Source organism: Glaciibacter sp. 2TAF33, from assembly GCF_052114945.1.
Classification (GTDB): Bacteria; Actinomycetota; Actinomycetes; order Actinomycetales; family Microbacteriaceae; genus Cryobacterium.
Genome location: NZ_JBFRFS010000004.1, coordinates 91,227 through 112,831 on the forward strand (window position 1 = coordinate 91,227; position 21,605 = coordinate 112,831).

18 protein-coding genes are annotated in these 21,605 nt (G+C 68.2%); 8 read left to right on the plus strand and 10 right to left on the minus strand.

The features are described from left to right. Positions 1 to 19 precede the first annotated feature (19 nt). Both AB4Y94_RS04710 and AB4Y94_RS04715 read left to right on the plus strand, forming a co-directional pair. On the plus strand, positions 20 to 2,002 hold the full coding sequence (locus AB4Y94_RS04710; RefSeq protein WP_441725439.1) for an amino acid transporter: 1,983 nt from the start codon (positions 20 to 22) through the stop codon (positions 2,000 to 2,002). 230 nt (positions 2,003 to 2,232) lie between these two features. Continuing rightward, complete coding sequence (locus tag AB4Y94_RS04715) at positions 2,233 to 3,468, plus strand: amidohydrolase (RefSeq protein ID WP_441725441.1); 1,236 nt, start codon at positions 2,233 to 2,235, stop codon at positions 3,466 to 3,468. 3 nt (positions 3,469 to 3,471) lie between these two features. On the opposite strand, the gene AB4Y94_RS04720 is transcribed toward AB4Y94_RS04715, so the two are convergent. From AB4Y94_RS04720 to AB4Y94_RS04735, 4 genes are all read right to left on the minus strand, one after another. Then, a complete protein-coding gene (locus AB4Y94_RS04720) occupies positions 3,472 to 4,410 on the minus strand; it encodes an NADP-dependent oxidoreductase (protein ID WP_441725444.1) in 939 nt (312 codons plus the stop codon). 22 nt (positions 4,411 to 4,432) lie between these two features. After that, positions 4,433 to 5,086, minus strand: coding sequence for a DUF2461 domain-containing protein (locus tag AB4Y94_RS04725; RefSeq protein ID WP_441725447.1), 654 nt, complete (start codon positions 5,084 to 5,086; stop codon positions 4,433 to 4,435). Positions 5,087 to 5,092: 6 nt separating this feature from the next. Further along, on the minus strand, positions 5,093 to 5,449 hold the full coding sequence (locus AB4Y94_RS04730) for an ArsR/SmtB family transcription factor (RefSeq protein WP_441725450.1): 357 nt from the start codon (positions 5,447 to 5,449) through the stop codon (positions 5,093 to 5,095). 101 nt (positions 5,450 to 5,550) lie between these two features. Further along, the gene (locus tag AB4Y94_RS04735; RefSeq protein ID WP_441725452.1) at positions 5,551 to 5,976 is read right to left on the minus strand and encodes an FAD-dependent oxidoreductase; all 426 of its coding nucleotides are present in this window, start codon (positions 5,974 to 5,976) and stop codon (positions 5,551 to 5,553) included. 126 nt (positions 5,977 to 6,102) lie between these two features. Between AB4Y94_RS04735 and AB4Y94_RS04740 the strand changes: the two genes are divergently transcribed. Beyond that, positions 6,103 to 7,056, plus strand: coding sequence for a zinc-binding dehydrogenase (locus AB4Y94_RS04740; RefSeq protein WP_441725455.1), 954 nt, complete (start codon positions 6,103 to 6,105; stop codon positions 7,054 to 7,056). Positions 7,057 to 7,222: 166 nt separating this feature from the next. On the opposite strand, the gene AB4Y94_RS04745 is transcribed toward AB4Y94_RS04740, so the two are convergent. Then, positions 7,223 to 8,254 (minus strand): isopenicillin N synthase family dioxygenase, encoded by a 1,032-nt coding sequence (locus AB4Y94_RS04745; RefSeq protein ID WP_441725458.1) that lies wholly within the window; start codon positions 8,252 to 8,254, stop codon positions 7,223 to 7,225. A 251-nt stretch (positions 8,255 to 8,505) separates the two neighbouring features. Between AB4Y94_RS04745 and AB4Y94_RS04750 the strand changes: the two genes are divergently transcribed. Genes AB4Y94_RS04750 through AB4Y94_RS04765 form a run of 4 tightly spaced genes read left to right on the plus strand, consistent with a single transcriptional unit; the run spans position 8,506 to position 13,700 of the window. After that, on the plus strand, positions 8,506 to 10,140 hold the full coding sequence (locus AB4Y94_RS04750; protein WP_441725461.1) for an ABC transporter substrate-binding protein: 1,635 nt from the start codon (positions 8,506 to 8,508) through the stop codon (positions 10,138 to 10,140). Beyond that, positions 10,118 to 11,146, plus strand: coding sequence for an ABC transporter permease (locus AB4Y94_RS04755; protein ID WP_441725464.1), 1,029 nt, complete (start codon positions 10,118 to 10,120; stop codon positions 11,144 to 11,146). The genes AB4Y94_RS04750 and AB4Y94_RS04755 overlap by 23 nt, the downstream gene beginning before the upstream one ends. Beyond that, entirely contained in the window at positions 11,143 to 12,006 is an 864-nt protein-coding gene (locus AB4Y94_RS04760; RefSeq protein WP_441725466.1) for an ABC transporter permease, read from the plus strand. Before AB4Y94_RS04755 ends, AB4Y94_RS04760 begins: the two co-directional genes overlap by 4 nt. Then, positions 12,006 to 13,700: a dipeptide ABC transporter ATP-binding protein gene (locus tag AB4Y94_RS04765; RefSeq protein ID WP_441725468.1), complete on the plus strand. Its 1,695-nt coding sequence runs from the start codon at positions 12,006 to 12,008 to the stop codon at positions 13,698 to 13,700. Before AB4Y94_RS04760 ends, AB4Y94_RS04765 begins: the two co-directional genes overlap by 1 nt. Before the next feature lie 9 nt (positions 13,701 to 13,709). Here the strand turns inward: AB4Y94_RS04765 and AB4Y94_RS04770 are convergent, their stop codons facing one another. Continuing rightward, entirely contained in the window at positions 13,710 to 14,993 is a 1,284-nt protein-coding gene (locus tag AB4Y94_RS04770; RefSeq protein WP_441725470.1) for an acyl-CoA dehydrogenase family protein, read from the minus strand. Positions 14,994 to 15,564: 571 nt separating this feature from the next. After that, positions 15,565 to 16,950, minus strand: a complete 1,386-nt coding sequence (locus AB4Y94_RS04775; protein ID WP_441725471.1) for an LLM class flavin-dependent oxidoreductase — start codon at positions 16,948 to 16,950, stop codon at positions 15,565 to 15,567. 127 nt (positions 16,951 to 17,077) lie between these two features. Between AB4Y94_RS04775 and acs the strand changes: the two genes are divergently transcribed. Further along, positions 17,078 to 19,135: an acetate--CoA ligase gene (acs, locus tag AB4Y94_RS04780; protein ID WP_441725473.1), complete on the plus strand. Its 2,058-nt coding sequence runs from the start codon at positions 17,078 to 17,080 to the stop codon at positions 19,133 to 19,135. Between the two features lie 113 nt (positions 19,136 to 19,248). On the opposite strand, the gene AB4Y94_RS04785 is transcribed toward acs, so the two are convergent. The 3 genes from AB4Y94_RS04785 to AB4Y94_RS04795 form a co-directional block, all read right to left on the minus strand. Continuing rightward, positions 19,249 to 19,668, minus strand: a complete 420-nt coding sequence (locus AB4Y94_RS04785; protein WP_441725475.1) for an ankyrin repeat domain-containing protein — start codon at positions 19,666 to 19,668, stop codon at positions 19,249 to 19,251. 108 nt (positions 19,669 to 19,776) lie between these two features. Further along, positions 19,777 to 20,304, minus strand: a complete 528-nt coding sequence (locus AB4Y94_RS04790) for a nitroreductase family deazaflavin-dependent oxidoreductase (protein ID WP_441725478.1) — start codon at positions 20,302 to 20,304, stop codon at positions 19,777 to 19,779. A 24-nt stretch (positions 20,305 to 20,328) separates the two neighbouring features. After that, the gene (locus tag AB4Y94_RS04795) at positions 20,329 to 21,603 is read right to left on the minus strand and encodes an MFS transporter (RefSeq protein WP_441725811.1); all 1,275 of its coding nucleotides are present in this window, start codon (positions 21,601 to 21,603) and stop codon (positions 20,329 to 20,331) included. Between the last annotated feature and the right edge of the window lie 2 nt (positions 21,604 to 21,605).

Below are 21,605 nucleotides of genomic sequence, written 5' to 3' on the forward strand. Positions count from 1 at the left end.
CTGATCATCGGAGTGAAGCGTGGGCACGATAGAAAAGTTCGACTTCCCGCCGACCGTTCCCGGGCCGGTCCGGCGGACGGAGTCCGCGAGCGCCCTGTCACGCTGGCTCCTCAAAGACACGGTCCAGCCGGTCGGGCCGGAGAGCATCGAATCCGGCGCCGCGGCGCATTCCTGGTGGAAGGTGATGTGCCTCACCGGGGTGGACTACTTCTCCACGCTGTCATACCTGCCGGCCATCGCCGTTCTCGCTGCCGGCGCGCTGTCGCCGTTCGCGACGCTACTGATCGTCCTGCTGACCCTGCTCGGGATGCTGCCGATGTACCGGCGGGTGGCGGTGGAGAGCCCGCATGGGCAAGGTTCGGTCGCCATGCTGGAGCGCCTGCTGCCGTTCTGGCGCGGCAAGCTGTTCGTGCTTGTGCTGCTCGGGTTCGTGGCCACGTCCTGGATCATCACGATCACGCTTTCGTCAGCGGATGCGACGGTCCACCTCCTCGAGAACCCGTATGTTCCTGACTTCCTGCACGGCAACGGCGTCGCGGTGACCATCGTTCTGCTGTTGATCCTCGGCGGCGTGTTCCTCCTCGGCTTCACCGAGGCGGTCACCGTCGCCATCCCGCTGGTGGCGGCGTTCCTCGCCTTGAACGCTGTCGTGATCATCGTCGGTATGGTGGAGATCGTCACCCATCCGCTGCTGGCGTCGCACTGGGTGTCTGCCCTCACGTCAACCGGCGGCGGTTTCGCCGGGCTGGTCGGGCCGGCCATTCTCGCCTTCCCGCTCCTCGTTCTCGGCCTGTCCGGGTTCGAGACCGGTGTGAGCATGATGCCGCTGGTCAGGGCATCCGGTCTGACCCCAACGGAACGACTCGCCTCCCGGATCCGCAACACGCGGAGGCTCCTGACGGTGGCCGCGGTGATCATGAGCGTCTACCTGCTCGCCAGCAGCATCGTCACGACGGTGCTGATCCCCGCGGCGGCGTACCAGGACGGCGGGGAGGCGAACGGACGCGCGCTCGCCTATCTGGCGCACCGGCTGCTCGGTAACGCGTTCGGCACGGTCTACGACGTCAGCAGCATCCTCATCCTCTGGTTCGCCGGGGCATCCGCCATGGCCGGACTGATCAACATCGTTCCCCGCTACCTCCCGTCGTACGGGATGGCCCCGGAGTGGAGCCGGGCGATTCGACCGGTGGTGCTGGTGTACACGGCGATCAGCATCATCATCACGATCGGTTTCCAGGCCGACGTCAACGCCCAGGCGGGTGCATACGCCACGGGGATCCTCGCCATGATGGTGTCGGCTGCCGTTGCGGTATTCATTTCAGCCCTTCGGCGCCGGCGCAAGCGGTCGATCATCGGATTCAGCGCGCTGACCGCCATCCTCGCCTACGCCCTGGTCGACAACGTGCTCGAGAAGCCGGACGGGATTGCCATCTCGGTGCTGTTCATCCTCGGCATCGTCATCGTGTCGCTGGTGTCGCGGGTGACCAGGACGACTGAACTCCGGGCCGAACGAATCGAGTTCGACGGCCTGGCCCGGAAGTTCCTCTCCGACTCGATCGCCCATGACGGGCGGCTGAACTTCATCGCGAACCGCCGCCAGGCCGGAGACTCCGCCGAATACGCCGAGAAGGAGTCTGCGCAGCGGTCCAGCAACCCGGTGCCGGGGCGAGCGGACGTCCTGTTCCTCGAAGTGGATGTCGTCGACCCGTCGGAGTTCCGGGAGATCCTGCAGGTCCACGGAGTCGCGGTGGGTGACCACCGGATCCTGCGCACCAGCAGCCCGGCTGCCCCGAACGCCATCGCCGCGCTCCTCCTCGCCCTGCGCGACACCACGGGAATCCGGCCCCACGCCTACTTCGACTGGTCGGAGGGCAACCCGCTGGTCCACATGTTCCGGTACCTGCTCCTCGGCCGGGGAGACACCGCCCCCGTGGTGCGCGAGATCATCCGTGAAACCGAACCCGACCCCGCCCAGCGACCGGTCATCCACGTCGGCGGCTGACCGGCGTCGCGAAAACCGGAAGCGACGGGGTTTCCGAGCAAGTTCGTCCGGCTTTCACCGACGCAGCACCCATCCGTCCGGTTTTCGCTGCGACCCCTGAAGCGCTGCAGCGATTTCGTCGCGATGAGCGGATGCGAGGACGCCGGGTCCTCCGAACGTTTCGAGTTCTAGACTTGCCCGGGACGGGCTGCAGCCGGACGGTCGCGGCCTGGATGCCGAGAGGACAGTTCGTGAGCGCTTCGCAGAAGATCCTGACCGGCCTCGAGTCCGAACTCGTCGGACTCCGGGACATCTACACCGAGCTGCACCGGCATCCGGAGTTGAGCCTCGAGGAACACGCGACGTCCACGCTGGTCGCGGAGAAGCTCACGTCGTTCGGCTACCAGGTCAGCCGCATCGGCGGCACCGGCGTTGTCGGTGTTCTCGTCAACGGCGACGGCCCCGTCGTCCTGGCGCGCGCGGACATGGACGCGCTGCCGGTGACCGAGGCCACCGGGCTGACGTACGCGTCGGAGGTCGCCGGCGTCATGCACGCGTGCGGGCACGACGTGCATGTGGCAACGTTGCTGGGCGCGGCAAAGCTGATCGCGGCCGGCCGGGATTCGTGGGCCGGCACGTACATCGCGCTCTTCCAGCCGGCCGAGGAGATCGGCGCCGGATCCCAGGCGATGATCGATGACGGGCTGGTGGCCGCCGTGCCGAAACCCGACGTCGCTCTCGCCCAGCACGTGATGCCGCTCCCCGCGGGGACCGTGTACACAACGTCGGGTCCGGTGCTTTCCGCCGGCGACTCGCTCAGGATCACCGTGCACGGCCAGGGCGCGCACGGCTCGATGCCGCACATGTCGGTGGACCCGGTCGTGTTGGCCGCGTCGATCGTGGTGCGACTGCAGACCGTCGTCTCACGGGAGACGAAGCCGGGCGACTTCGCGGTCGTCACCGTCGGCGCGCTCAACGCCGGCACCACGTCCAACATCATCCCCGACCGCGCCACGCTCCTGCTCAACGTCCGGACCTACGACACCCAGGTGCGCGACCGGGTGATCAGCTCCATCAAGCGGATCGTCAGCGGGGAATGCGCCGCCGCCGGTTCACCGCGGGAGCCGGAATTCCAGTTCTACGACCAGTTCCCGCTCACGAGCAACGACCCCACCGTCACCGACCGGGTGACGAGCGCCTTCACCGCCCATTTCGGCGCCGACGCCGTGCATCCGGCACCCCGCCAGACGGCGTCGGAGGACTTCAGCCGCATCCCCGACGCGTTCGGGGTGCCCTACACGTTCTGGCTGCTCGGCGGAGTCGATCCTGAGACGTACCGTGCCACAGCCCTGAGGGGCACCGTCGCCCAGGACATCCCGGCCAATCATTCGCCGGCGTTCGCCCCGGTGATCGACCCGACCCTCTCCGTGGGCGTCCAGGCGCACGTCGTCGCCGCCCTGTCCTATCTGGCGGACCACCCTCGCTGACCCCTAGTCCGGGATCAGCGCGAATTTTCCGCCCGGATGCTGTCGGCTGAGAATCTCCAGTGCCTCCCGCGCCTGCTCCAGGCGGAAGGTGCGGACGACCGGCACGACAAGGTCACCCCGCCCGGCGAGATCTATGAGGTGGGGACGCACGCGATCGCGGAACGCCGCGCTCGCCGGCATCGCTCCCCCGATGACCCGGTAGCCCTCGCTTTCGGCGCGACCGAACGCCGCGATGCTGACAATCCGATTCCGGTCGGCCACCAGCGCCAGCGACACCTCGACCGCCTCGTCCGTGCCGACCGTATCCAGCGCGGCGACGACACCGCCCGGGGTGGCTTCACGCACCCGGACCAGGAGACCGTCGCCGTATGCGACGGGTGTTCCCCCGAACCGGCGGACGACCTCGAAATTGGCCGGGCTCGCGGTGCCGACCACTCGCACCCCGGCCAGGCGGGCCTGCTGCAACACGCTCGTCCCCACCGAACCTGATGCACCGTGGAGGAGGATCGTGTCTCCGCTTTCGGCGCGGACAACGTCGAGCATCTCCGCGGCGGTGGCGCCGACGAGGAGCAGGTTGGCCGCCTCCGGAAAGCCGAGGGACGCCGGCTTGGCGAACACATTCTTCGCCGGCACCGTCAGGGCCGACGCGTACCCGCCGGACACCCGATAGGCCAGCACCTCGTCACCCACCGCCCCGCCGCCCGAGGCGATCCGGGTGTCCGGGCCGAGTGCCGAGATCACCCCGGCGATCTCGCTGCCCACCGGGAACGGCAGGCGGCTCCGGTCCGTGCCCCGCGCCACCGACTTGAAATCGGTCGGGTTCATCCCCGCGGCGCGCACCTGGATGGTGACCTGCCCGGGGCCCGGCTCCGGAACATCCGCTTCGACCAGCTCGAAAACGTCCAACCCGCCGAAGTCGTTCGCAACCCATGTGACAGCCATGGGGCCAACTTACTCCGCCGGGTCAGCGGCGGCGTTCCAGAATCGACGCGCCGACGTGCGCGTCAAGCCAGTCGACGAGCGGCCGGGAGGTGCGGAGAACGCCGATGATGTGCTCCTTCGCCTCCGCGGTGTGCGCCCAACTCGTGCCGGCCGACCACTGCTTCCAGGCGGCGATGTCCTTCTTTCGCAGCAATTCGGCCCGCGGGTGGTCTTTCGGGTACCCGCGCGGGATGCCACTGAGGCTGTCGCGGGTCCTGACCTCGATCCCGGCGCCCGCGAGGCCCGTGAGCACATTCTCCAGGGCGCTGCCGGCTTCGTCTTCGGCCACGGCACTCCGATAGCGATTGAGCTGGTCGGACGCCATCTTGTGGTAGCCGGCGCCGACTCCGATGCCCTGCGACGAGAACTGCACATAGCCGTGCTCCATGAGCGCGCCGATCGCGGTCTTGTACGGGGACTTGTCCGCGCTGAAGCGGATGTCACGGTTCGGCCGGAAGATCTTCCCCGCGCCGAACTCGTCCGCGAGTTCGTACAGCAGCGCCTCCATCGGTGCGCGCACGCTGTCCTCGTAGACGCTCTTCCTGTCGGTCCAGTACGTCTTCGAGTTGTCGGCTTCCAGCCCGCGATAGAACTCGACCGCGGCCTCCGGCCAGCCGATGAACGAGAACGCGGTCATCTGCTGCTACGCCCTGACGTCTTCGGCGAGCACGGCGTCGAGCAGGATGGTGCTGATGGCCTCAGTGCGGCATCGCCACAGCTCCTCGTAGCTCTGGAGCAGGCGGGTGGCAGTGCGAACCGTCTCCACGTTCCCGTGCACGATCTGTTCCCTCCCGCGACGTTCTTTGACGACCAGGGACGCCCGCTCCAAGACCACGACATGCTTCTGCACCGCTGCGAAGCTCATCGCATAACTCTCCGCAAGAGCCGACACCGACAGTTCGCGCTGGACGACACGCGTCACAATGTCGCGGCGCGTTGGATCCGCGAGCGCATGGAACACGCGGTCCGCTTGGCTGTCCGACTCCTGACCTGCAACCATTTGGTTGTACTTTAGGACGTGCGGTGCCGGTGCGCAAGGCTTTTCGTCGACAGGGCGCGTTGGACGTCGTCCACGACCAGGTCGTTGTTGATGGCGATCGCTCACGCGGAACCTTCGCCGGCAGCGGTGATGACCTGCGCTCGCGGATTTGCGACGTTGCCGGCGGCCCACACGCCCGGCACACTGGCGCGACCGACCGGGTCACTGAGCACGCAGCCCGCTTCCTCGAACGCGCACCCCAGCGCACGGAGAAGGTCGCTGTTGGCAACGAACCGCGGCCTCACGAAGACGGCGCGCCGGCGGATGACCCGGCCATCCTCGAGTTCGATCCCGGAGAGGCCGTCGCCCTCGACCACCGTTCCTGAACTCCGGGGATGGGCAGCAGTTCGTCTCGGAGTCCGGTCGTCACGAGCAGGCAGCGGGACCTGATGTCGCGGCCGCCAGCCAGCTCGACCAGGAACCCGGCGGCGGGCCCGAGCGAGGACCAGGGCCGCCGACAGCCCCGTGGCGCCGCCGCCCACGATCACACGTCGTACTGGTCTGGTCCTTCAGGGGTCATGGGTCCATGATTGCGGTATGGCTTCGGGCCGACGAGATCCAGGACCGTTTCCGGGTGAGCAAGCATACAAACGCATAGAAAAAGGAGATGCCTCATGAAGGCATGGCAGTTCACCGGCACCAACAAACCGCTGGAATTGAACGAGGTCGCAGAACCGCACGCGGGCCCCGGACAGGTCGTCGTCGAGGTCAAGGCCGCCGGCGTCTGCCACTCCGACGTCACAGCCCTGGACGACGCCGGCTGGATGCCCCTGTTCCCGCAGCTTCCCCGCACCATGGGCCACGAGAACGCCGGCGTGATCACCGAGGTCGGCGAGGGCATGGACGAGTGGAAGGTCGGCGACCGAGTCGGCCTGGCCCCCGTGATGAGCGACGGCGACGCCCTCGGCTACGGCAAGTGGGACGGCGGCTTCGGCCCCCGGCTGCTCGCCACCAATGACAACCTAGTCAAGCTTCCCGACGAGGTGTCCTTCGAGCTCGGCGCCATGGCGACGGATGCCGGCCTCACCGCTTACCACGCCATCATGGCCGTGGGCGGCGCCAAGGCGGGCATGAAGGTCGGCGTCATCGGACTCGGCGGACTCGGCTACATCGGCGCTCGCGTCGCGGCGCTCTCGGGCGCTGAAGTGTACGGCGCCGAAGTGAACCCCGAGACCCGGAAGCTGGCCGATGAGATCGGCCTGGCCGGCGTCGCCGACTCGATCGACGCATTCAAGGACAAGAACCTCGACCTGATCGTCGACTACGCGGGTTTCGGCACCACCACGGCCGCCGCCATCGAGACCCTCGCCGAATTCGGCACGTTCGTGCAGGTCGGCATGGGTCGCCTCGAGGCGACCATCAACACCTACCCGATCATCATCAACCAGCTCACCATCAAGGGCTCCAAGTCCGGCACCAAGGAAGACCTCGAGGCGCTGTATGAGCTGATGAAGTCCGGCGAGTTGAACCCGCCGATCAACCTCATCACCCAGCCCGACATTCCCGAGGCGATCGACAAATTGCGCGTCGGTGGCGTGGTCGGCCGTTTCGTCGCCATGTACCCGTAGGCACGGCACGCCGCTTCGAGCCCACCACCGGCCGGCCGGCGGCGAAAACCGGACGAATTCGCCGAACGTCACCGAATGCCGGATGAATCGGCTGTTCTGAGACGGCGCATCCGGTTTTCGTGCCGGCCCGCACCTGACCCACGGCCGCCGCGCCGCGCATCCGCTCTTACCCGAGAACGGACGCCCGGCGCGGCTCTGCGAGCAGGTCGGCGTGGTGCACCTCGGCCACGTTGGGGTGGGCCCGCAACCGGTAACGGAGCGCGTTGTCGCCGTAGGTTTCCAGGATGGGGCTGTTCGTCGGGTCGACCGACAGCCCCCGCACCCCGGAACGCAACTCCGGTTCCAGGGTCAGCTGGGGCATCACGGTGCCGAGGCCCGGGTTGAAGAAGAACGGGATCGACACCCGGTCGGTGCCGATCAGCGGTGATTGCACCCGGTGCAGGGTCGCCTTCAGGTAGCCCTCGGTGGCGAGCTCGAACATCTCACCGATGTTGACCACGAACGCGCCGGGCAGCGACGGAGCCTCGATCCATTCCCCGTCGTGCTCGACCTGCAGGCCGTCCTTCCCCGGCTCAACCAGGAGGAGGGTGAGCACCCCTCCGTCGCGATGCGAGCCGACTCCCTGCTTCGCGGTTCCATCGGACTCACCCGGGTACCGCACGATCTTGAGCAGCGAGAACGGCTCAGCGAACGCGTCGTCGAAGACGTCCTCCGCGGCGCCCAGCGAGAGCGCCCAGGCGCGCAGCAGCCGCCGGGAGACGACGCTGAGTTCACGGATCCACCGGTCGACCACGTCGCGGAACTCGGGCAGTGCGGCGGGCCACAGGTTCGGACCTTCGAGCCGCCAGTAGTCGGCCAGGCCGGCGCGGGAGACGACCGGCTCGCGTTCAACGCCGACATCGACCTGTTCGCGCCAATCGACGTCGCCATTGGTGAGTTCGCCCCCGACCCGCGTGTAACCGCGGAACTGGGGGCTGTGCACGTTCTCGATGGCCAGCTTGTCTTCGGCCGGCAGTTCGAAGAAGCGGCGCGACACCTCGAGGAGATCGTCGGTGAGCTGCTGGTCAACGCCGTGCCCGACGAGGTAGAAGAACCCGACCTCGTGGGCCACGGAGCGCAGTTGCCCACGGAATTCGGCGGCCTTTTCCGGGCCGGCGTCGAGGAGGGACAGGTCAAGGACGGGGAGAGTCGACAGCATAGGGAAATCCTGACAGCTGTCCGAAGCGGATGCGCGCATGTTACGAAGCGTCGATCGACGAAGCGTCGATCCGACCCGGCTGCGGCGGGGCGCCCGGGACAGCCCCGCCCATAGCACACCAGGCGTGTTCCCGGTGCCGTGCGACGGACCGTGACCTGCGACTACAGCGTGTGACGACGGCTCTGTTCGCCGCGGGCAAAGTTTCCTACAGTCAACGCACCGAGCAACGCACACACTGAGGAGCCCGCTTCATGCCAAGAAAACTGTTCACTGCCCTCCCCCTCATCTCCCTCGGGGTTGCTTCTGCTTTCATGCTCAGCGCGTGCGCCGGGGGCGGCAACAGCGTAGCCCCCACCCCGGTTGCCGACGGGACGATCACGTACGGTCACCAGCAGGAACCCGCCTGCGTCTTCGGTGGCTGGATCGAGCAGGCCTACCTCTCCTACAACGTGCTGGACAGCCTGCTCTCACTCGGCGAAGACGGCAAGCCGGTGGCGTGGCTGGCCGAGACCTGGTCCCAGTCCGACGACGGCCTGACCTGGACCTTCAACCTCAAAAAGGACGTGAAGTTCACCGACGGCACCCCCCTCACGGCGGCCGTCGTCGCCTACAACTTCGACTACTGGGCCAAGGGCGGCAACAGCACGGCCCAGGTCTGGCTGGGCGGCTACTACCAGTCGGCGAAGGCGGTCGACGACCTGACCCTCGAGGTCACGCTGGCGAAGCCGTACCGAACCCTGGCCGAGACCCTCACCCAGGGATACTTCGGCATCCAGTCCGAGCAGGCGCTCACGACCCGGACCGAGGAGCAGAACTGCGAGGCGCCGATCGGAACCGGGGCATTCACGGTTGAGAAGTGGAACCGCGGCCAGGACATCATCCTGGCGCGGAACGACAACTACACCTCCTGGTCCGCGAACGCGAAGGTCAAGGGCCCGGCCAAGGTCGAGCGTGTCGACTGGAAGTTCATCAGCGACCCGACCACCCGCGTGGCCTCCCTCCGCTCGGGCGAGACGGACGCGATCTACGATGTTCCCGCGGTGGAGTGGGCCGGTGTCGGCAAGGACGGCTACCAGCTGGAGAAGTACGTCACCGGCGGCCGCCCGCAGCAACTGTCCTTCAACACCCAGGTCGGCCCGTTCACTGACGAGAACGTGCGGAAGGCCTTCGCGTACAGCCTGGACCGCAAGACGATCGTCGAGACCATCGGCCGGGGCGTCATCCCCTACGAGGGCAACGGCCCCGTCAGCCAGTCCACCCCGGGCTACAGCAAGAAGGCAGCCGACTGGTACGACTACGACACGGCCAAGTCGAACAAGCTGCTTGACGCGGCGGGCTGGACCGGCCGCGATTCCGCGGGCTATCGCACCAAGGACGGCACGTCACTGAAGGTCGTCCTGCCCTACGGCGCGGGCTCCATCATCAACAACGACGGCGCAGCCATCCTCCAGGGGGTACAGGAGCAAGCCAAGGCGGTCGGCTTCAAGGTCGACCTGGTCCCCGTCCCGCAGAGCGAGTTCTTCTCTGGCGCGTACTCCAAGCCCGAGGAGCGGGACATCGCCGTCGGGTACTGGACCGCGGTGACCTCGGGCATCCTGTACATCAACTGGAGGCCCAGCACCGCCGACAACCCGAACTACTGGAACGACGCGTTCTACGACAACACCGAGCTGGAGAGCAGCATCCTCGAGGGCAACTCGGCGCCGACTCTGGATGCGCAGAACGCGGCGTTCGAGAAGGCTCAGGAATTCATCGCCGACCACGCGCTGTCGATCGGCCTGTACGACCGGCTGAGCACGCTCGCGGTGAATCCGAAGTTGAAGGATGTCTGGCAGGAGCACTCGCAGGGAGGACCGGTCTTCCATGACGCTTACTTCACCGAGTAAGCCGGAAGCGCCAGCCGTCGGGGCTTCGGCCCGGGCGGCCGGCGGCCGGCCTTCCCGTTCCCGTGCCCTGCTCCTGCGCCGGTTCGGCGAAAAAGTGGTCGGCGCCGTCATCGTGCTGTGGGGAGCAGCCACCGCCGCGTTCTTCGCGCAGGTCTCGCTGCCGGGAGACAGGGCGACCACGATCCTCAACATCCGCAGCGGCCAGGCGGTGCAGCGCACGCCGGATGAGCTGGCCGCCATCAACGAGCAGTTCGGCCTCCAGCATCCGCTGGTCATCCAATACGTCCACTACATCGGCGGGTTGCTGCGCGGGGACCTCGGCTCGTCGTACCAGCAGTTCCGCCCGGTGTGGGACGTGATCGGCGAGCAGCTTGCGGCAACCCTGCTGCTGACGGTGACCGCCGTCGCGCTGGCCTGGCTGATCATGGTGGTCTGGGTCACCCTCACCGCCGGCCGCTCCAGGCGGATCCGGGCCTTCGGCGAGTTCACCGACACGACCACGGCCGGCCTGCCCCACTACTGGCTCGGCATCATCCTGCTGCTGGTGTTCGCGCTCCAGCTCGGCTGGTTCCCGGTGATCGGCGGCACGGGCCTGGCCGGGTTGTTCCTGCCCGCCTTGACGCTCGCGATCCCGCTGGCCGGTTTCATGGGACAGGCCACCCGCACCGAGTTCGAACGCTCGCTCGAGCAGCCGTTCGTGACTTCCGCACGGATGCGTGGCATGGGAGACCTGCGGGTGCGCCTCAGCCACGTGCTCCGTCACGCGGTGCTCCCCGCGATCACCCTCAGCGGCTGGGCGCTCGGCGCCACCATCTCCGGTGCCGTCGTCGTCGAAACAGTGTTCACCCGACCGGGCATCGGCAAGGTGCTGGTCACCGCGGTCGGCTCACAGGACCTGCCGGTGGTCACCGGGGTCGTCGTGCTGATCGCCGCCCTCTACGTTGTCGTCAACCTCCTGGTAGACCTCGCCTACCTGCTGATCGATCCGAGAGTGAGGAAAGCATGACCACACTCGCCCCGAAGGCGGCCACTGCGAAGCCGGCGATCGCCCGGCGCGGACTGCGTGCCGGGCCCGGGCTCCTGCTCGCGCTCGCGGCGATCGCGTTCTTCGCCATCGCCGCACTCGCCCCGAACCTGCTCGCCACCCACGATCCCACCGCGAGCAGTTTCCTGAGCGCGCTGCAGCCGCCCTCCGCCCAGCACTGGTTCGGAACGGATGAGGCGGGCCGCGACCTGTACAGTCGCGTCGCATACGGAACCCGCGAGTCCCTCCTGATCGGACTCGGTGCCGCGATCGTGAGCATCCTCATCGCCATCGTCCTCGGCGCGATCGCCGCATTGTCCGGCCGTTTCATCGCCGGGAGCGCGGGCCGGCTGATCGAGATCCTGTTCGCGTTCCCCACCCTGCTGCTGGCCCTGCTGCTGGTCGCGATCCTCGGACCGTCGGCGTTCACCCAGGTACTCGCTGTGGGCATCGGCTCGGCGCCCGGCTACGCCCGGATCGTGCGCGGCCAGATCCTGTCGGCCAGGAACTCGGGTTATGTCGAGGCGGCTGTCGCCCTCGGCCACTCACGGCGACGCATCCTCGGCCGGCACATCCTGCCGAACGCGATCCGACCGCTGGTCGCCATCTTCGCCCTCTCGGTCGGCCAGTCAATCGTGTGGGCGTCGAGCCTCGCGTTCCTCGGGCTCGGAGTCGCACCGCCGTCGTCGGAGTGGGGTGCGCTGCTGGACGCCGGGCGCGCATACATCACGCAGGGCCCCTGGCTCATCGTCATCCCCGGCGTCGTGATCGTGGTGCTGGCGCTGGCGGCGACCACCCTCGGAAAACACATCCAGAACCACCTCGAGAAGGGCGACTCCTGATGACCGCATCCGTGACGACGCTGACGGCTCCCGTTATCGTCCAGACGCCCGATGTGCGGCCGCGGTTGCGGGTGCGCGGGCTTTCCGTCGGCTTCCTCCGGGACGGCCACCGCACCGATGTCGTGAAGAACGTGTCCTTCGACCTCGAGGCGGGGCAATGCGTTGCCATCGTCGGCGAGTCGGGCTCAGGCAAGAGCGTCACCGCCCGCAGCATCGTCGGACTCGCCGGGCAGAACGCTGTCGTGGAGGCCGCGGAGCTGCTGCTGGACGGCGAGGACGTCACCGCGTTCACCCCACGGCGGTGGCGCGAGGTTCGCGGCCGCCGCATCGGCTTCATCCTGCAGGATGCCCTGGTTTCGCTGGACCCGCTGCGGCCAGTCGGGCGTGAGATCGCCGAGGCGCTGCGGTTGCACGGCTGGGGCACTCGCGCAAGCCGCCGGCAACGGGTCCTCGACCTGCTCACCGCGGTCGGCGTTCCCTCGCCGGAACGCCGCGCCAGGCAGCGCCCCGGCGAGCTGTCCGGGGGCCTCCGCCAGCGCGCGCTGATCGCCTCCGCGATCGCCCTCGACCCGGAGATCGTGGTGGCCGACGAACCCACCACCGCCCTCGACGTCTCGGTGCAGGCGCAGGTGCTGGCGCAACTCGAGCAGATGAAGCGCCGCGGGGTGTCGCTCATCCTGATCAGCCACGACCTCTCGGTGGTCGCCCACCTGGCCGACCACATCCTCGTGATGAAAGGCGGCGAGGTCGTCGAGCACGGCAGGGCGCACGAGCTCCTGCACTATCCGCGGCATGAGTACACGCGCCGCCTCATCGCGGCGGTACCGGGCGGCCACACCCGTGATACCCGGCTGGCACCCGACATCGACCTGCCGCTCCCCGCCGCGCCCGAGCACCAGCATCGCGATGTGATCGAACACGACGGCCCGGTGCTCGAGGCCAGCGGCCTGGTCAAGCGGTACACCTCCCCCGATGGAAGCACCCAGCTGGCCGTCGACGACGTGTCGTTCGCCCTGGAAAAGGGCCAGACCCTCGGCATCGTCGGCGAATCCGGCTCCGGGAAGAGCACCACCGCGCGCATCGCGCTGGCCCTGGAGACAGCGGATGCCGGAACCGTCACGCTGCTCGGACGACCCTGGTCGGCCATCCCCGAGCAGGCCCGGCGCACCCTGCGGCGTCGCATCGCGGTCGTGTACCAGGACCCGCTGAGCTCATTCGACCCCCGGTGGACCACGGAGCGGATCCTCCTCGATGCGCTCGATGGAACCGAGTACAGCACCGCCGCCCAGCAGCGATCGCGGGTTCGTGAGCTGATCGGCCAGGTGGGTCTCAGCGAGGCCGTGCTGAACCGCTTCCCGTTGCGGATGTCGGGTGGCCAGCGGCAGCGCGTTGCGATCGCCCGTGCCCTGGCCGGGTCGCCGCAGGTGATCGTGCTCGACGAGGCGGTCTCCGCGCTGGACGTGTCGGTGCAGGCGCAGATCCTCGACCTGCTGGTCGACCTGCAGGACCGCCTCGGGGTGAGTTACCTCTTCATCTCGCACGACCTCGGCGTGATCAGTCACATGAGTGACCAGGTGCTGGTGATGAAGGACGGCGCCGTCGTCGAACGCGGAACCCCCGACGACATCTTCCTGCGCCCGCAACATCCGTACACCCGGCAGCTGGTCAGCGCCCTCCCGACGCTCGACGACTGACCTGCGTCGTCAGGCGCTCGGGTGCGGTGTCTGCGGAGTCGCCGGGTCCGCTGCCAGGAGCCCGAGGAGCCCCGCGCTGGGTGCGACACCGTTCACGACGAAGTCGCCCACGGCCTGCTGGCGGTAGATCGCCGGGTTGTGCGAGGAGATGGTGCGGGCGTTCCGCCAGAACCGGTCCAGACGACGAGAGGTTGAGGTGGCCGAGGCGCCGCCGACCTCGAAGATTCGCGACACGGCCCGGAGGACCAGTTCGATCACCGTCGACTGGATGCCGTAGACGTGCGCGTCGGCCGTCGCGAAATCGCGATCGTCCGCCGCTCCGGCGAGGTGATTCGCGCTGGTGTCCTGCACACACCGCGCTGCGGCGAGAACGGATGCCTTCACCGTCTCGGTCACGCCGAAGACCTCACCGATGACCTGCAGCGCGATGGGATCCTTCCCCGGTGCGACCCCAGGATTGAAGAGGTTGCGGGAGCGGGAGCGAACGAAATCGGTGATCTCGGCCAGGGCGGCATCAGCGATCCCGGCGAGCGCGGACAGGTGCACGAGCTGGTAGACCGCGTTCTGGATCGTGCGGGTGAAGTCGTCGAGGCCTCGAGCATGGAGGAAACGGGAGTCGACCACCACGTCGCGGAACTCCGTCGTGCCGGAGCCGGTGAGGCGCTGCCCGAAACCGTCCCAGTCGTCGGAGATCGCGACCCCCGCGGCATCCGTTCGAACCTGCACGGTGACCTGGCCGGGCGGGGCGACCCGGTCGTCACGAACACTGGCGCTCACGAGGATCCAGTCGGCGAAGATGGAGCCGGTCGTGTAGTACTTCGTTCCGTTCAGCACCAGGACGCCGTCCGCGAGGCTGACCTCGGTCGCCTGGCTGCCGAACGTGCCGGTGCGCTCGCTTTCGGCGTTGCCGACGAGCGCGCCATCAGCCAGTTCGGCGAACCAGAACGCTCGATACGCGGGGTCCGGGTGCGCCAGCACATATTCGGTGAACCCGACATGGCCGCGGAGGGCCTGCGGCAGGTTCGAGTCCGCGGCTCCAAGCCCGATCAGAAGCCGGACCAGCTGCTCGATCGTCGCGCCGAAACCCCCGAACCGGCGGGGCACCCGGAGTTTGCCGAAGCCGGCGGCGCGAAGCCATGCGACCTGCTCGAACGGGAGCTGGCGCGATTCCTCCCGCTCGATGGCGCCGCGGCGGATCCGGTCGAAAACCGGCTGGAAGATGTCTGACAGTTCCCGGTCGGTCGGTCCGGGAACGGTGGCGGCTGGATGGGCCACGGGGGCGGTGGTTGTCATGTGGGCAACCGTATTGCCCACATCGAGTGCCGTGGTGGGCCGCCGTCACAGTGCGGAACAGACTGAAACAGGAGGAAATACATGCCCGGCAGGGGCGCGCCGGGCCCACTTCGAACGCGCCCGCGAGCGGGGCGCGGGGAATCGCGCCCGGCGCGGGGAATCACGCCCGGCGCGGGGAATATCGCGCGCCCCACGCGTTTTCCCGCGCCCGCGACCGGGGCAGCGCAGAAACACGCGCCTGCCAGGGGCGCGCCGGTCCCGCTTCGAGCGCGCCCGCAAGCGGGGCGCGGGGAATCACGCCCGGCGCGGGGAATCACGCCCGGCGCGGGGAATAACGCGCGCCCCACGCGTTTTCCCGCGCCCGCGACCGGGGCAGCGCGGAAACACGCGCCTGCCAGGGGCGCGCCGGGCCCACTTCGAACGCGCCCGCAAGCGGGGCGCGGCAAATCCCGCCGGGCGTGGGGAATATCGCGCGCCCGGCGCGTTCCCCCACGCCCGCGACGTGCTGAAGGTCGCCAGGCCGAACATGCGCCGGGCACGCGACATGTGTCGCGCGCCCGGCGTTGGCGCGTTACTTCTGCAGAGCTGGCTTGTCGGCGAACGCACCGCGGTAGCGGGCGGCCGGGTGCCGCTCGTTCAGGCGCGCCTCGCCGAACAGCTTCTGGCGCAGGGGCCCATCGGCGTACTCGGTCTGGGCCAGGCCCCGCGCCCGGAGCACGGGAAGCACCTTGTCGGCGAATTCGGCGAACGATCCCGGGATCACCCAGTTGATGACGTTGATGCCGTCGACGCCGGCTGCCTGCCATTCGGCGAGCGCGTCCGCGATCTGCTCCGGCGTTCCCACCACCCGGGAGGAGCGCGACTGGCGGTAGGCGAGGTCGGCGACGACCGGTTCGCGGTCGGTGACCGCCTTCGACGCCCACTCCAGGAAACCCTTCGCGGTGTTGGTGTCGACGTCTTTCAGGGGTGTCTGCGCGTCGTAAACCCGCCCGTCCTTGTCGACGACCGCGGCGTGGGCGGCGTATCCGTCGACGCTGACGTACGCGTCGTACTCCGCTGACTTCGCGTCCGCCTCCTCCGGGGTGTCCCCCACCACGAAACTCAGGCCCTGGAAGAACTTGATGTCGTCGGGATTGCGCCCGCTCTCCACCGCCAGCTGACGGGTCTCGGCGATCTGCTGCGCCGCGATCGCGGGCGTCGGAGCGATGATGAAGACGGCTTCGGCGTTGCGCGCCGCGAACGCACGGCCCGCTCCCGACGACCCGGCCTGGTAGAGCACAGGCGTGCGCTGCGGAGACGGGGACGGCAGGTGCGGCCCTTCCACGCTGTAGCGCTCGCCCGTGTGGTAGATCTTGTGGATCTTCGACGGGTCGGCGTGCGTGCTGCCGTCCCGGTCCTGCAGCAGCGCATCCTCGTCCCACGACCCTTCCCACAGCTTGTAGGTGACGTCGACATACTCCTCGGCCCAGCGGTACCGCTCGGCGTGGTCGGTGAGCTGCGACAGGCCGAAGTTGCGCGCGCCGTTGTCCTGCGTGCCGGTGACGATGTTCCACGCGATGCGCCCATTGGAGATGTGGTCGAGGGTCGAGACCTGCCTGGCGAAGTGGAACGGATGACTCTGCATGACATTCGAGGTGAGGGCCAGTCCCAGGTGAGTAGTGTTGACGGCCAGCGCGCTGAGCAGGACGGTGGGGTCGTTGCTCGGGATCTGCAGGCCCTCCGTGACGTAGACGTCGTAATTGGCGTCGGCGTCCCCGTACAGCCCCGTCACGTCGGCGAAGAACATCCCGTCGAACTTGGCCTCCTCCAGCAGCTTGGCGAGGTTGATCCAGGTGTTGACGTCGTTGAATTCGGTCTGTCCGGCGTCCGGGCGGCGCCACTGGCCATGGTGAATGTGCGAGGTCGTGTTCATCACGAAGGCGTTGAAGTGGAGGGGCTTCGAGGCGGAAGTTGTCATGCGCCCCAAGGTACGGGCACGCGTGTGCCTCCCGCCCACAGATGAACGAATGTGTCGGTCCAGGCGCTGTTACCCACCGTGACGCCCTGCTGCACAGCGCGGCGTACGAGCCGATATCGTCGCAGAGGTGTCAGCCACCATCGAAAACCTGCTCAACGAGAACCGTGTCTTTCCGCCGTCGGCCGAGTTCGCATCCGCCGCCAATCTCGGCGCCGACGAGTATGCGCTGGCCGCGGCAGACCCGGTCGCGTACTGGGAGAAGCAGGCCGGCCGCCTGGACTGGGCGGAGCGCTGGCACACCGCGCACACCTGGAAGCCGGCCCGGCCGGTAGACGGTGTCGACGAGGCGGGCGACACCCTCCTCGGCATCCCCGAAGCGCAGTGGTTTGTCGGCGGCCGGCTCAACGTCGCCGTCAACTGTGTCGACCGCCACGTCGAGGCGGGCCGCGGCGACACGGTGGCCATCAACTTCGAGGGCGAACCCGGAGATCGTGAACGGATCACCTATGCGCAGTTGCAGCGACGCGTTGCCCAGGCCGCGAACGCTCTGACCGCCCTCGGCATCGTCGCCGGCGACCGTGTCGTCGTCTACCTGCCGGTGATCCCCGAGACCATCGTGGTCACGCTCGCCATCGCCCGCCTCGGTGCGATCCACTCGCTCGTGTTCGGCGGGTTCTCGGCCGAGGCGCTCAAGTTCCGGGTCGAAGACACCGGCGCGAAGCTCCTCGTCACCAGCGACGGGCAGTTCCGGCGGGGCACGGCCGTCGCCGTGAAGGCCAACGCCGATGAAGCCGTCGGCGGCAACGCCGAGACCGGCGTCAACACCATCGAGCACGTGCTGGTGGTCCGCCGCACCGGCGAGCTCACCCCTGACCTGCCGTGGACGCCGGGCCGCGACGTGTGGTGGCACGACGTCGTCGAGACGGCCCCTGAGACGCACCAGGCGGACTTCTTCGACGCTGAGCATCCGCTGTTCATCATCTACACCTCCGGAACGACGGGTAAACCCAAGGGCGTCGTGCACACCAGCGGCGGGTACCTGACCCAGGCGAGCTGGAGCCACTGGGCGGTGTTCGACGCCAAACCCACCGACGTCTACTGGTGCACGGCCGACCTCGCCTGGGTCACCGCCCACACCTACGTGCTGTACGGCCCGTTCTCCAACGGCGCCACGAGCGTGATCTACGAGGGCACACCGAACACACCGCACACCGGGCGCCACTTCGAGATCATCGAGCGCTACGGCGTCACGACCTACTACACGGCGCCCACGCTGATCCGCACGTTCATGACCTGGTTCCCCCGCGGCCTCCCCGGAGACGCCGACCTGTCGAGCATCCGGCTGCTCGGCACGGTCGGTGAGGCGATCAACCCCGAGGCGTGGGTCTGGTTCCACGAGAACGTCGGCGGCGGGCGGGCACCGATCGTCGACACCTGGTGGCAGTCGGAGACCGGCTCGGCGGTCATCGCGCCACTGCCCGGCGTCACCCCGCTCAAACCGGGCTCGGCAACGCTCGCCCTCCCCGGGCTGAACGCGAAGATCGTCGACGAAGAGGGCCGGCAGGTGCCGAACGGCTCCGGCGGCTACCTTGTCCTCGACGGCACCTGGCCGGCAATGGCCCGCACCGTCTGGGGCAACCCGGAGCGGTACCGGGATTCGTACTGGAAGAAGTACGCGGCCCAGGGGTACTTCTTCGCCGGGGACGGCGCGAAGTACGACGATGACGGCTACATCTGGCTGCTCGGTCGGGTGGATGACGTCATCAATGTGTCGGGCCACCGTCTCTCGACCATCGAAATCGAGTCGGCGCTGGTGTCCCACCCGGCGGTCGGCGAGGCGGGCGTGGTGGGCGTTTCCGACCCGACCACCGGCGAGGCCATCGCCGCCTTCGTGATTCCGTCGCGGGATATCCCGCCCCGGGATGCCGGTGACCCGGTGTTCTGGGCGGCGCTCGAAACCGAGCTGTCTGCCCTCCTGCTGTCCCATATCTCCCGCGAAATCGGGCCCATCGCCAAGCCGCGTGACCTCGTCGTGGTCCCAGACCTGCCCAAGACCCGTTCGGGCAAGATCATGCGGCGGCTCCTCGGCGACCTGGTCGACGGGCGCCCCCTCGGAGACACGACGTCGCTCCAGGACGAGGCCGTGCCCGCCCGGATCGCGCGTATCCTGGCCGCCCGCCGCTAGCTGGTCCAGCGAAAACCGGCCGGGTTCGACACTCGACGGCTGAAACCGGACAAATCGACACTCCTGCGGCGATGCATCCGGTTCTCGCGACGGCGGCGAGCCGGACACTGGCGTCAGCTCGACGCGCCCGGGTGGGCCTCGATGACCTCGCGCATGCGGGGCAGCGCGAACTGGTCAGCAATCTGGATCCCGGTCGGGCTGCCGGCCCCCGGGTCTGCACCCGAGTCCAGCAGCGCTCGAAGGATGTCTTCGTTGTTCCGGAACACGGCGCACGCGATCGCCGTCTGGCCCATCCCGGTGACAACGTCGGTGTCGGCCCCCCGGCGCAGGAGCTCGTCCACGGTTTCGCGGTGTTGCTGGTAGGCGGCCACGATCAGGAGCGTGTCGCCCCGACCGTTGCGGATGTCTATCGGCACCCCTGCGTCGATCATCTCGCCCAGCGGACCGGTGAGCCCCTGTCGAGCGAGGTCGAAGACGCCCTCGATCACCGGTGCACTCAGGCCGCCTGGCAGTTCTGGGTTGTGTTCGGTCATGGTGTCCATTATTCAAGTCGACGGGTATTCTGGCCGCCCGCGGCCGAGCCGGTGCAGCGAAAACCGGACGGATTCGGCATCCGTCACCGAAAACCGGACGAATCGACTCTATGGCGACGTCGCATCCGGTTCTCGCTTCGCCGCCGAACGCGCACGCACCGGCTGCAGCCGGAACAGGCGCACCGTGCGCCCTGACTCCCGCTCGTAGGAGCGGTAACCCGGCCATTGCCGCTCGATCCTCCGCCACACCTCGTCCCGCTCGGCGTCGGGGATGAGGGTGGCGCGCACCGGCAGGCGGCGGCCCCGGACGCTGATGAACGCGTCCGGGTGGGCGACCAGGTTGTAGGTCCAGGCTGGATGCCGCTCGCGGCCGAAGCTGCTGCCCGCCACAATCGCGCGACCCTCACCGTCCGGGGTATACATGAGTTCCGTGTCGCGCAGGGCGCCGGACTTCGCGCCGATCGAATGCAGTACCAGCGATGGCACGAGCAGCCCGCTCAGCTGCGCCCTGCCACCGCTGAGACGGGTCACCACCCGCTCCAGCGGCGGCAGCGCCGTCGGAGCGACCCGGCGGAACAGCCGCGTGTGGGTGATCGGCGCGATGACGGATCGAACGAGGCGGAGGATGCTCGGCATGGTGCCCATTCTGCCGTTCCCGCGTCACGAGACGTCCGGCACAGCCGGAGCCGCGTCCTCCCTGGCCCGCTTGTCGTCAGCGGGGTCGCCTTGCCGCCGACTGGCGAACAGGAACGGGATTCCGATGAGTTCCACGATGCCGCCGATCATCAGCGAGGTTCCGTACCCCCAGAGGTCGGCCGCCCGGCCGAGCGCCGGCTGGATGAACACCCCGCCGAGGCTGCCGAACAGTGAGTCGAACGAGAGGACCGTCGCCCGCTGCTTCGACGGGATCATGTCGTTGAGGTAGGCCTGCCGCACCGGACCGGCGACGGCGAACACGAAGCCCCAGACCACGAGCAAGACGATCGCCAGCCAGAAGAGACTGTTCAGGCCGAGGACGAGGAGCGCGGCGATGCTGGCAAGGGATGCCCCGATCATCGCTGTGGTCCGCTTCGCGAACAGCCCACGGATGCGCGGCGCGAGTATGCCGCCGGCGACCTGTGCGAGCGAGAGCACGGCGGCGGCCAGTCCGGCGACGGAGTAGGCAGACTTGTCACCGTAGAGCTGGAGCAGGTACGGCTGCAGTGCGTAGAACGCGTAGATTCCGACTCCGGATGCGAACGGGGCCGAGAGGATCACGTACCGCACCGACCGTTTCCTGAGCCCGTGCTCGATCGACTGGGTCAGCACGTTCCGGGTCGCCTTCACCGGCCCCATCGAATGGTCGGGGGTGAACCCGAGGTCCTTCATCACGATGAACGAGTACAGGAACATGAGGATGAGCACCCCGGCGCGTACCAGGAACGGAACCCCGAGGTTTGTCGCCTGGGCGATCACACCGCCCAGCACCGAACCGGCGAACATCGCGATACCGGTCACCACGAGCCCCCGGCCGAACACGGCCTCCAGGCTGCCGGTGTACCCGGTGGACCCCAGCGCATCGACGAGCCACGCCTCCACCGCGCCCGAGAAGAAGGTGAAGCCGAGCCCAAGCAGCACGGAGACGAGCGCCCACCAGACGAAGGGCGCATGCCAGAGCCACAGCATCCAGTACAGCGCGGTCGTGACGGACAGCGTGATCGTGCCGAGCAGGTACGACGCCTTCCTCCCGACGGTGTCGGCGACGACACCGGTCGGAATCTCGAAGATCACCATGCCGGCGGTGAAGAACGCGTTCGCGGCGAACGCTTCGAAATTCGACAGCCCCGCGTCGAGCAGGAACAGCGTATTGATGCCCCAGATGAACGACGCCGCCAGCGTGTTTCCGAGCAGGAGGATCAAATAGATGCGCTGCACACGCCGCGACGCCGGGTTCATGT

What these genes read in the sequence shown, in the direction of transcription:
- AB4Y94_RS04720 (WP_441725444.1), bottom strand. Translation starts at nt 4,410, where the DNA reads ATGGCTGTCACATGGGTTGCGAACGACTTCGGCGGGTTGGACGTTTTC.
- AB4Y94_RS04725 (WP_441725447.1), bottom strand. Translation starts at nt 5,086, where the DNA reads ATGACCGCGTTCTCGTTCATCGGCTGGCCGGAGGCCGCGGTCGAGTTC.
- AB4Y94_RS04730 (WP_441725450.1), bottom strand. Translation starts at nt 5,449, where the DNA reads ATGGTTGCAGGTCAGGAGTCGGACAGCCAAGCGGACCGCGTGTTCCAT.
- AB4Y94_RS04740 (WP_441725455.1), top strand. Translation starts at nt 6,103, where the DNA reads ATGAAGGCATGGCAGTTCACCGGCACCAACAAACCGCTGGAATTGAAC.
- AB4Y94_RS04745 (WP_441725458.1), bottom strand. Translation starts at nt 8,254, where the DNA reads ATGCTGTCGACTCTCCCCGTCCTTGACCTGTCCCTCCTCGACGCCGGC.
- AB4Y94_RS04750 (WP_441725461.1), top strand. Translation starts at nt 8,506, where the DNA reads ATGCCAAGAAAACTGTTCACTGCCCTCCCCCTCATCTCCCTCGGGGTT.
- AB4Y94_RS04755 (WP_441725464.1), top strand. Translation starts at nt 10,118, where the DNA reads ATGACGCTTACTTCACCGAGTAAGCCGGAAGCGCCAGCCGTCGGGGCT.
- AB4Y94_RS04760 (WP_441725466.1), top strand. Translation starts at nt 11,143, where the DNA reads ATGACCACACTCGCCCCGAAGGCGGCCACTGCGAAGCCGGCGATCGCC.
- AB4Y94_RS04765 (WP_441725468.1), top strand. Translation starts at nt 12,006, where the DNA reads ATGACCGCATCCGTGACGACGCTGACGGCTCCCGTTATCGTCCAGACG.
- AB4Y94_RS04770 (WP_441725470.1), bottom strand. Translation starts at nt 14,993, where the DNA reads ATGACAACCACCGCCCCCGTGGCCCATCCAGCCGCCACCGTTCCCGGA.
- AB4Y94_RS04775 (WP_441725471.1), bottom strand. Translation starts at nt 16,950, where the DNA reads ATGACAACTTCCGCCTCGAAGCCCCTCCACTTCAACGCCTTCGTGATG.
- AB4Y94_RS04785 (WP_441725475.1), bottom strand. Translation starts at nt 19,668, where the DNA reads ATGACCGAACACAACCCAGAACTGCCAGGCGGCCTGAGTGCACCGGTG.
- AB4Y94_RS04790 (WP_441725478.1), bottom strand. Translation starts at nt 20,304, where the DNA reads ATGCCGAGCATCCTCCGCCTCGTTCGATCCGTCATCGCGCCGATCACC.
- AB4Y94_RS04795 (WP_441725811.1), bottom strand. Translation starts at nt 21,603, where the DNA reads ATGAACCCGGCGTCGCGGCGTGTGCAGCGCATCTATTTGATCCTCCTG.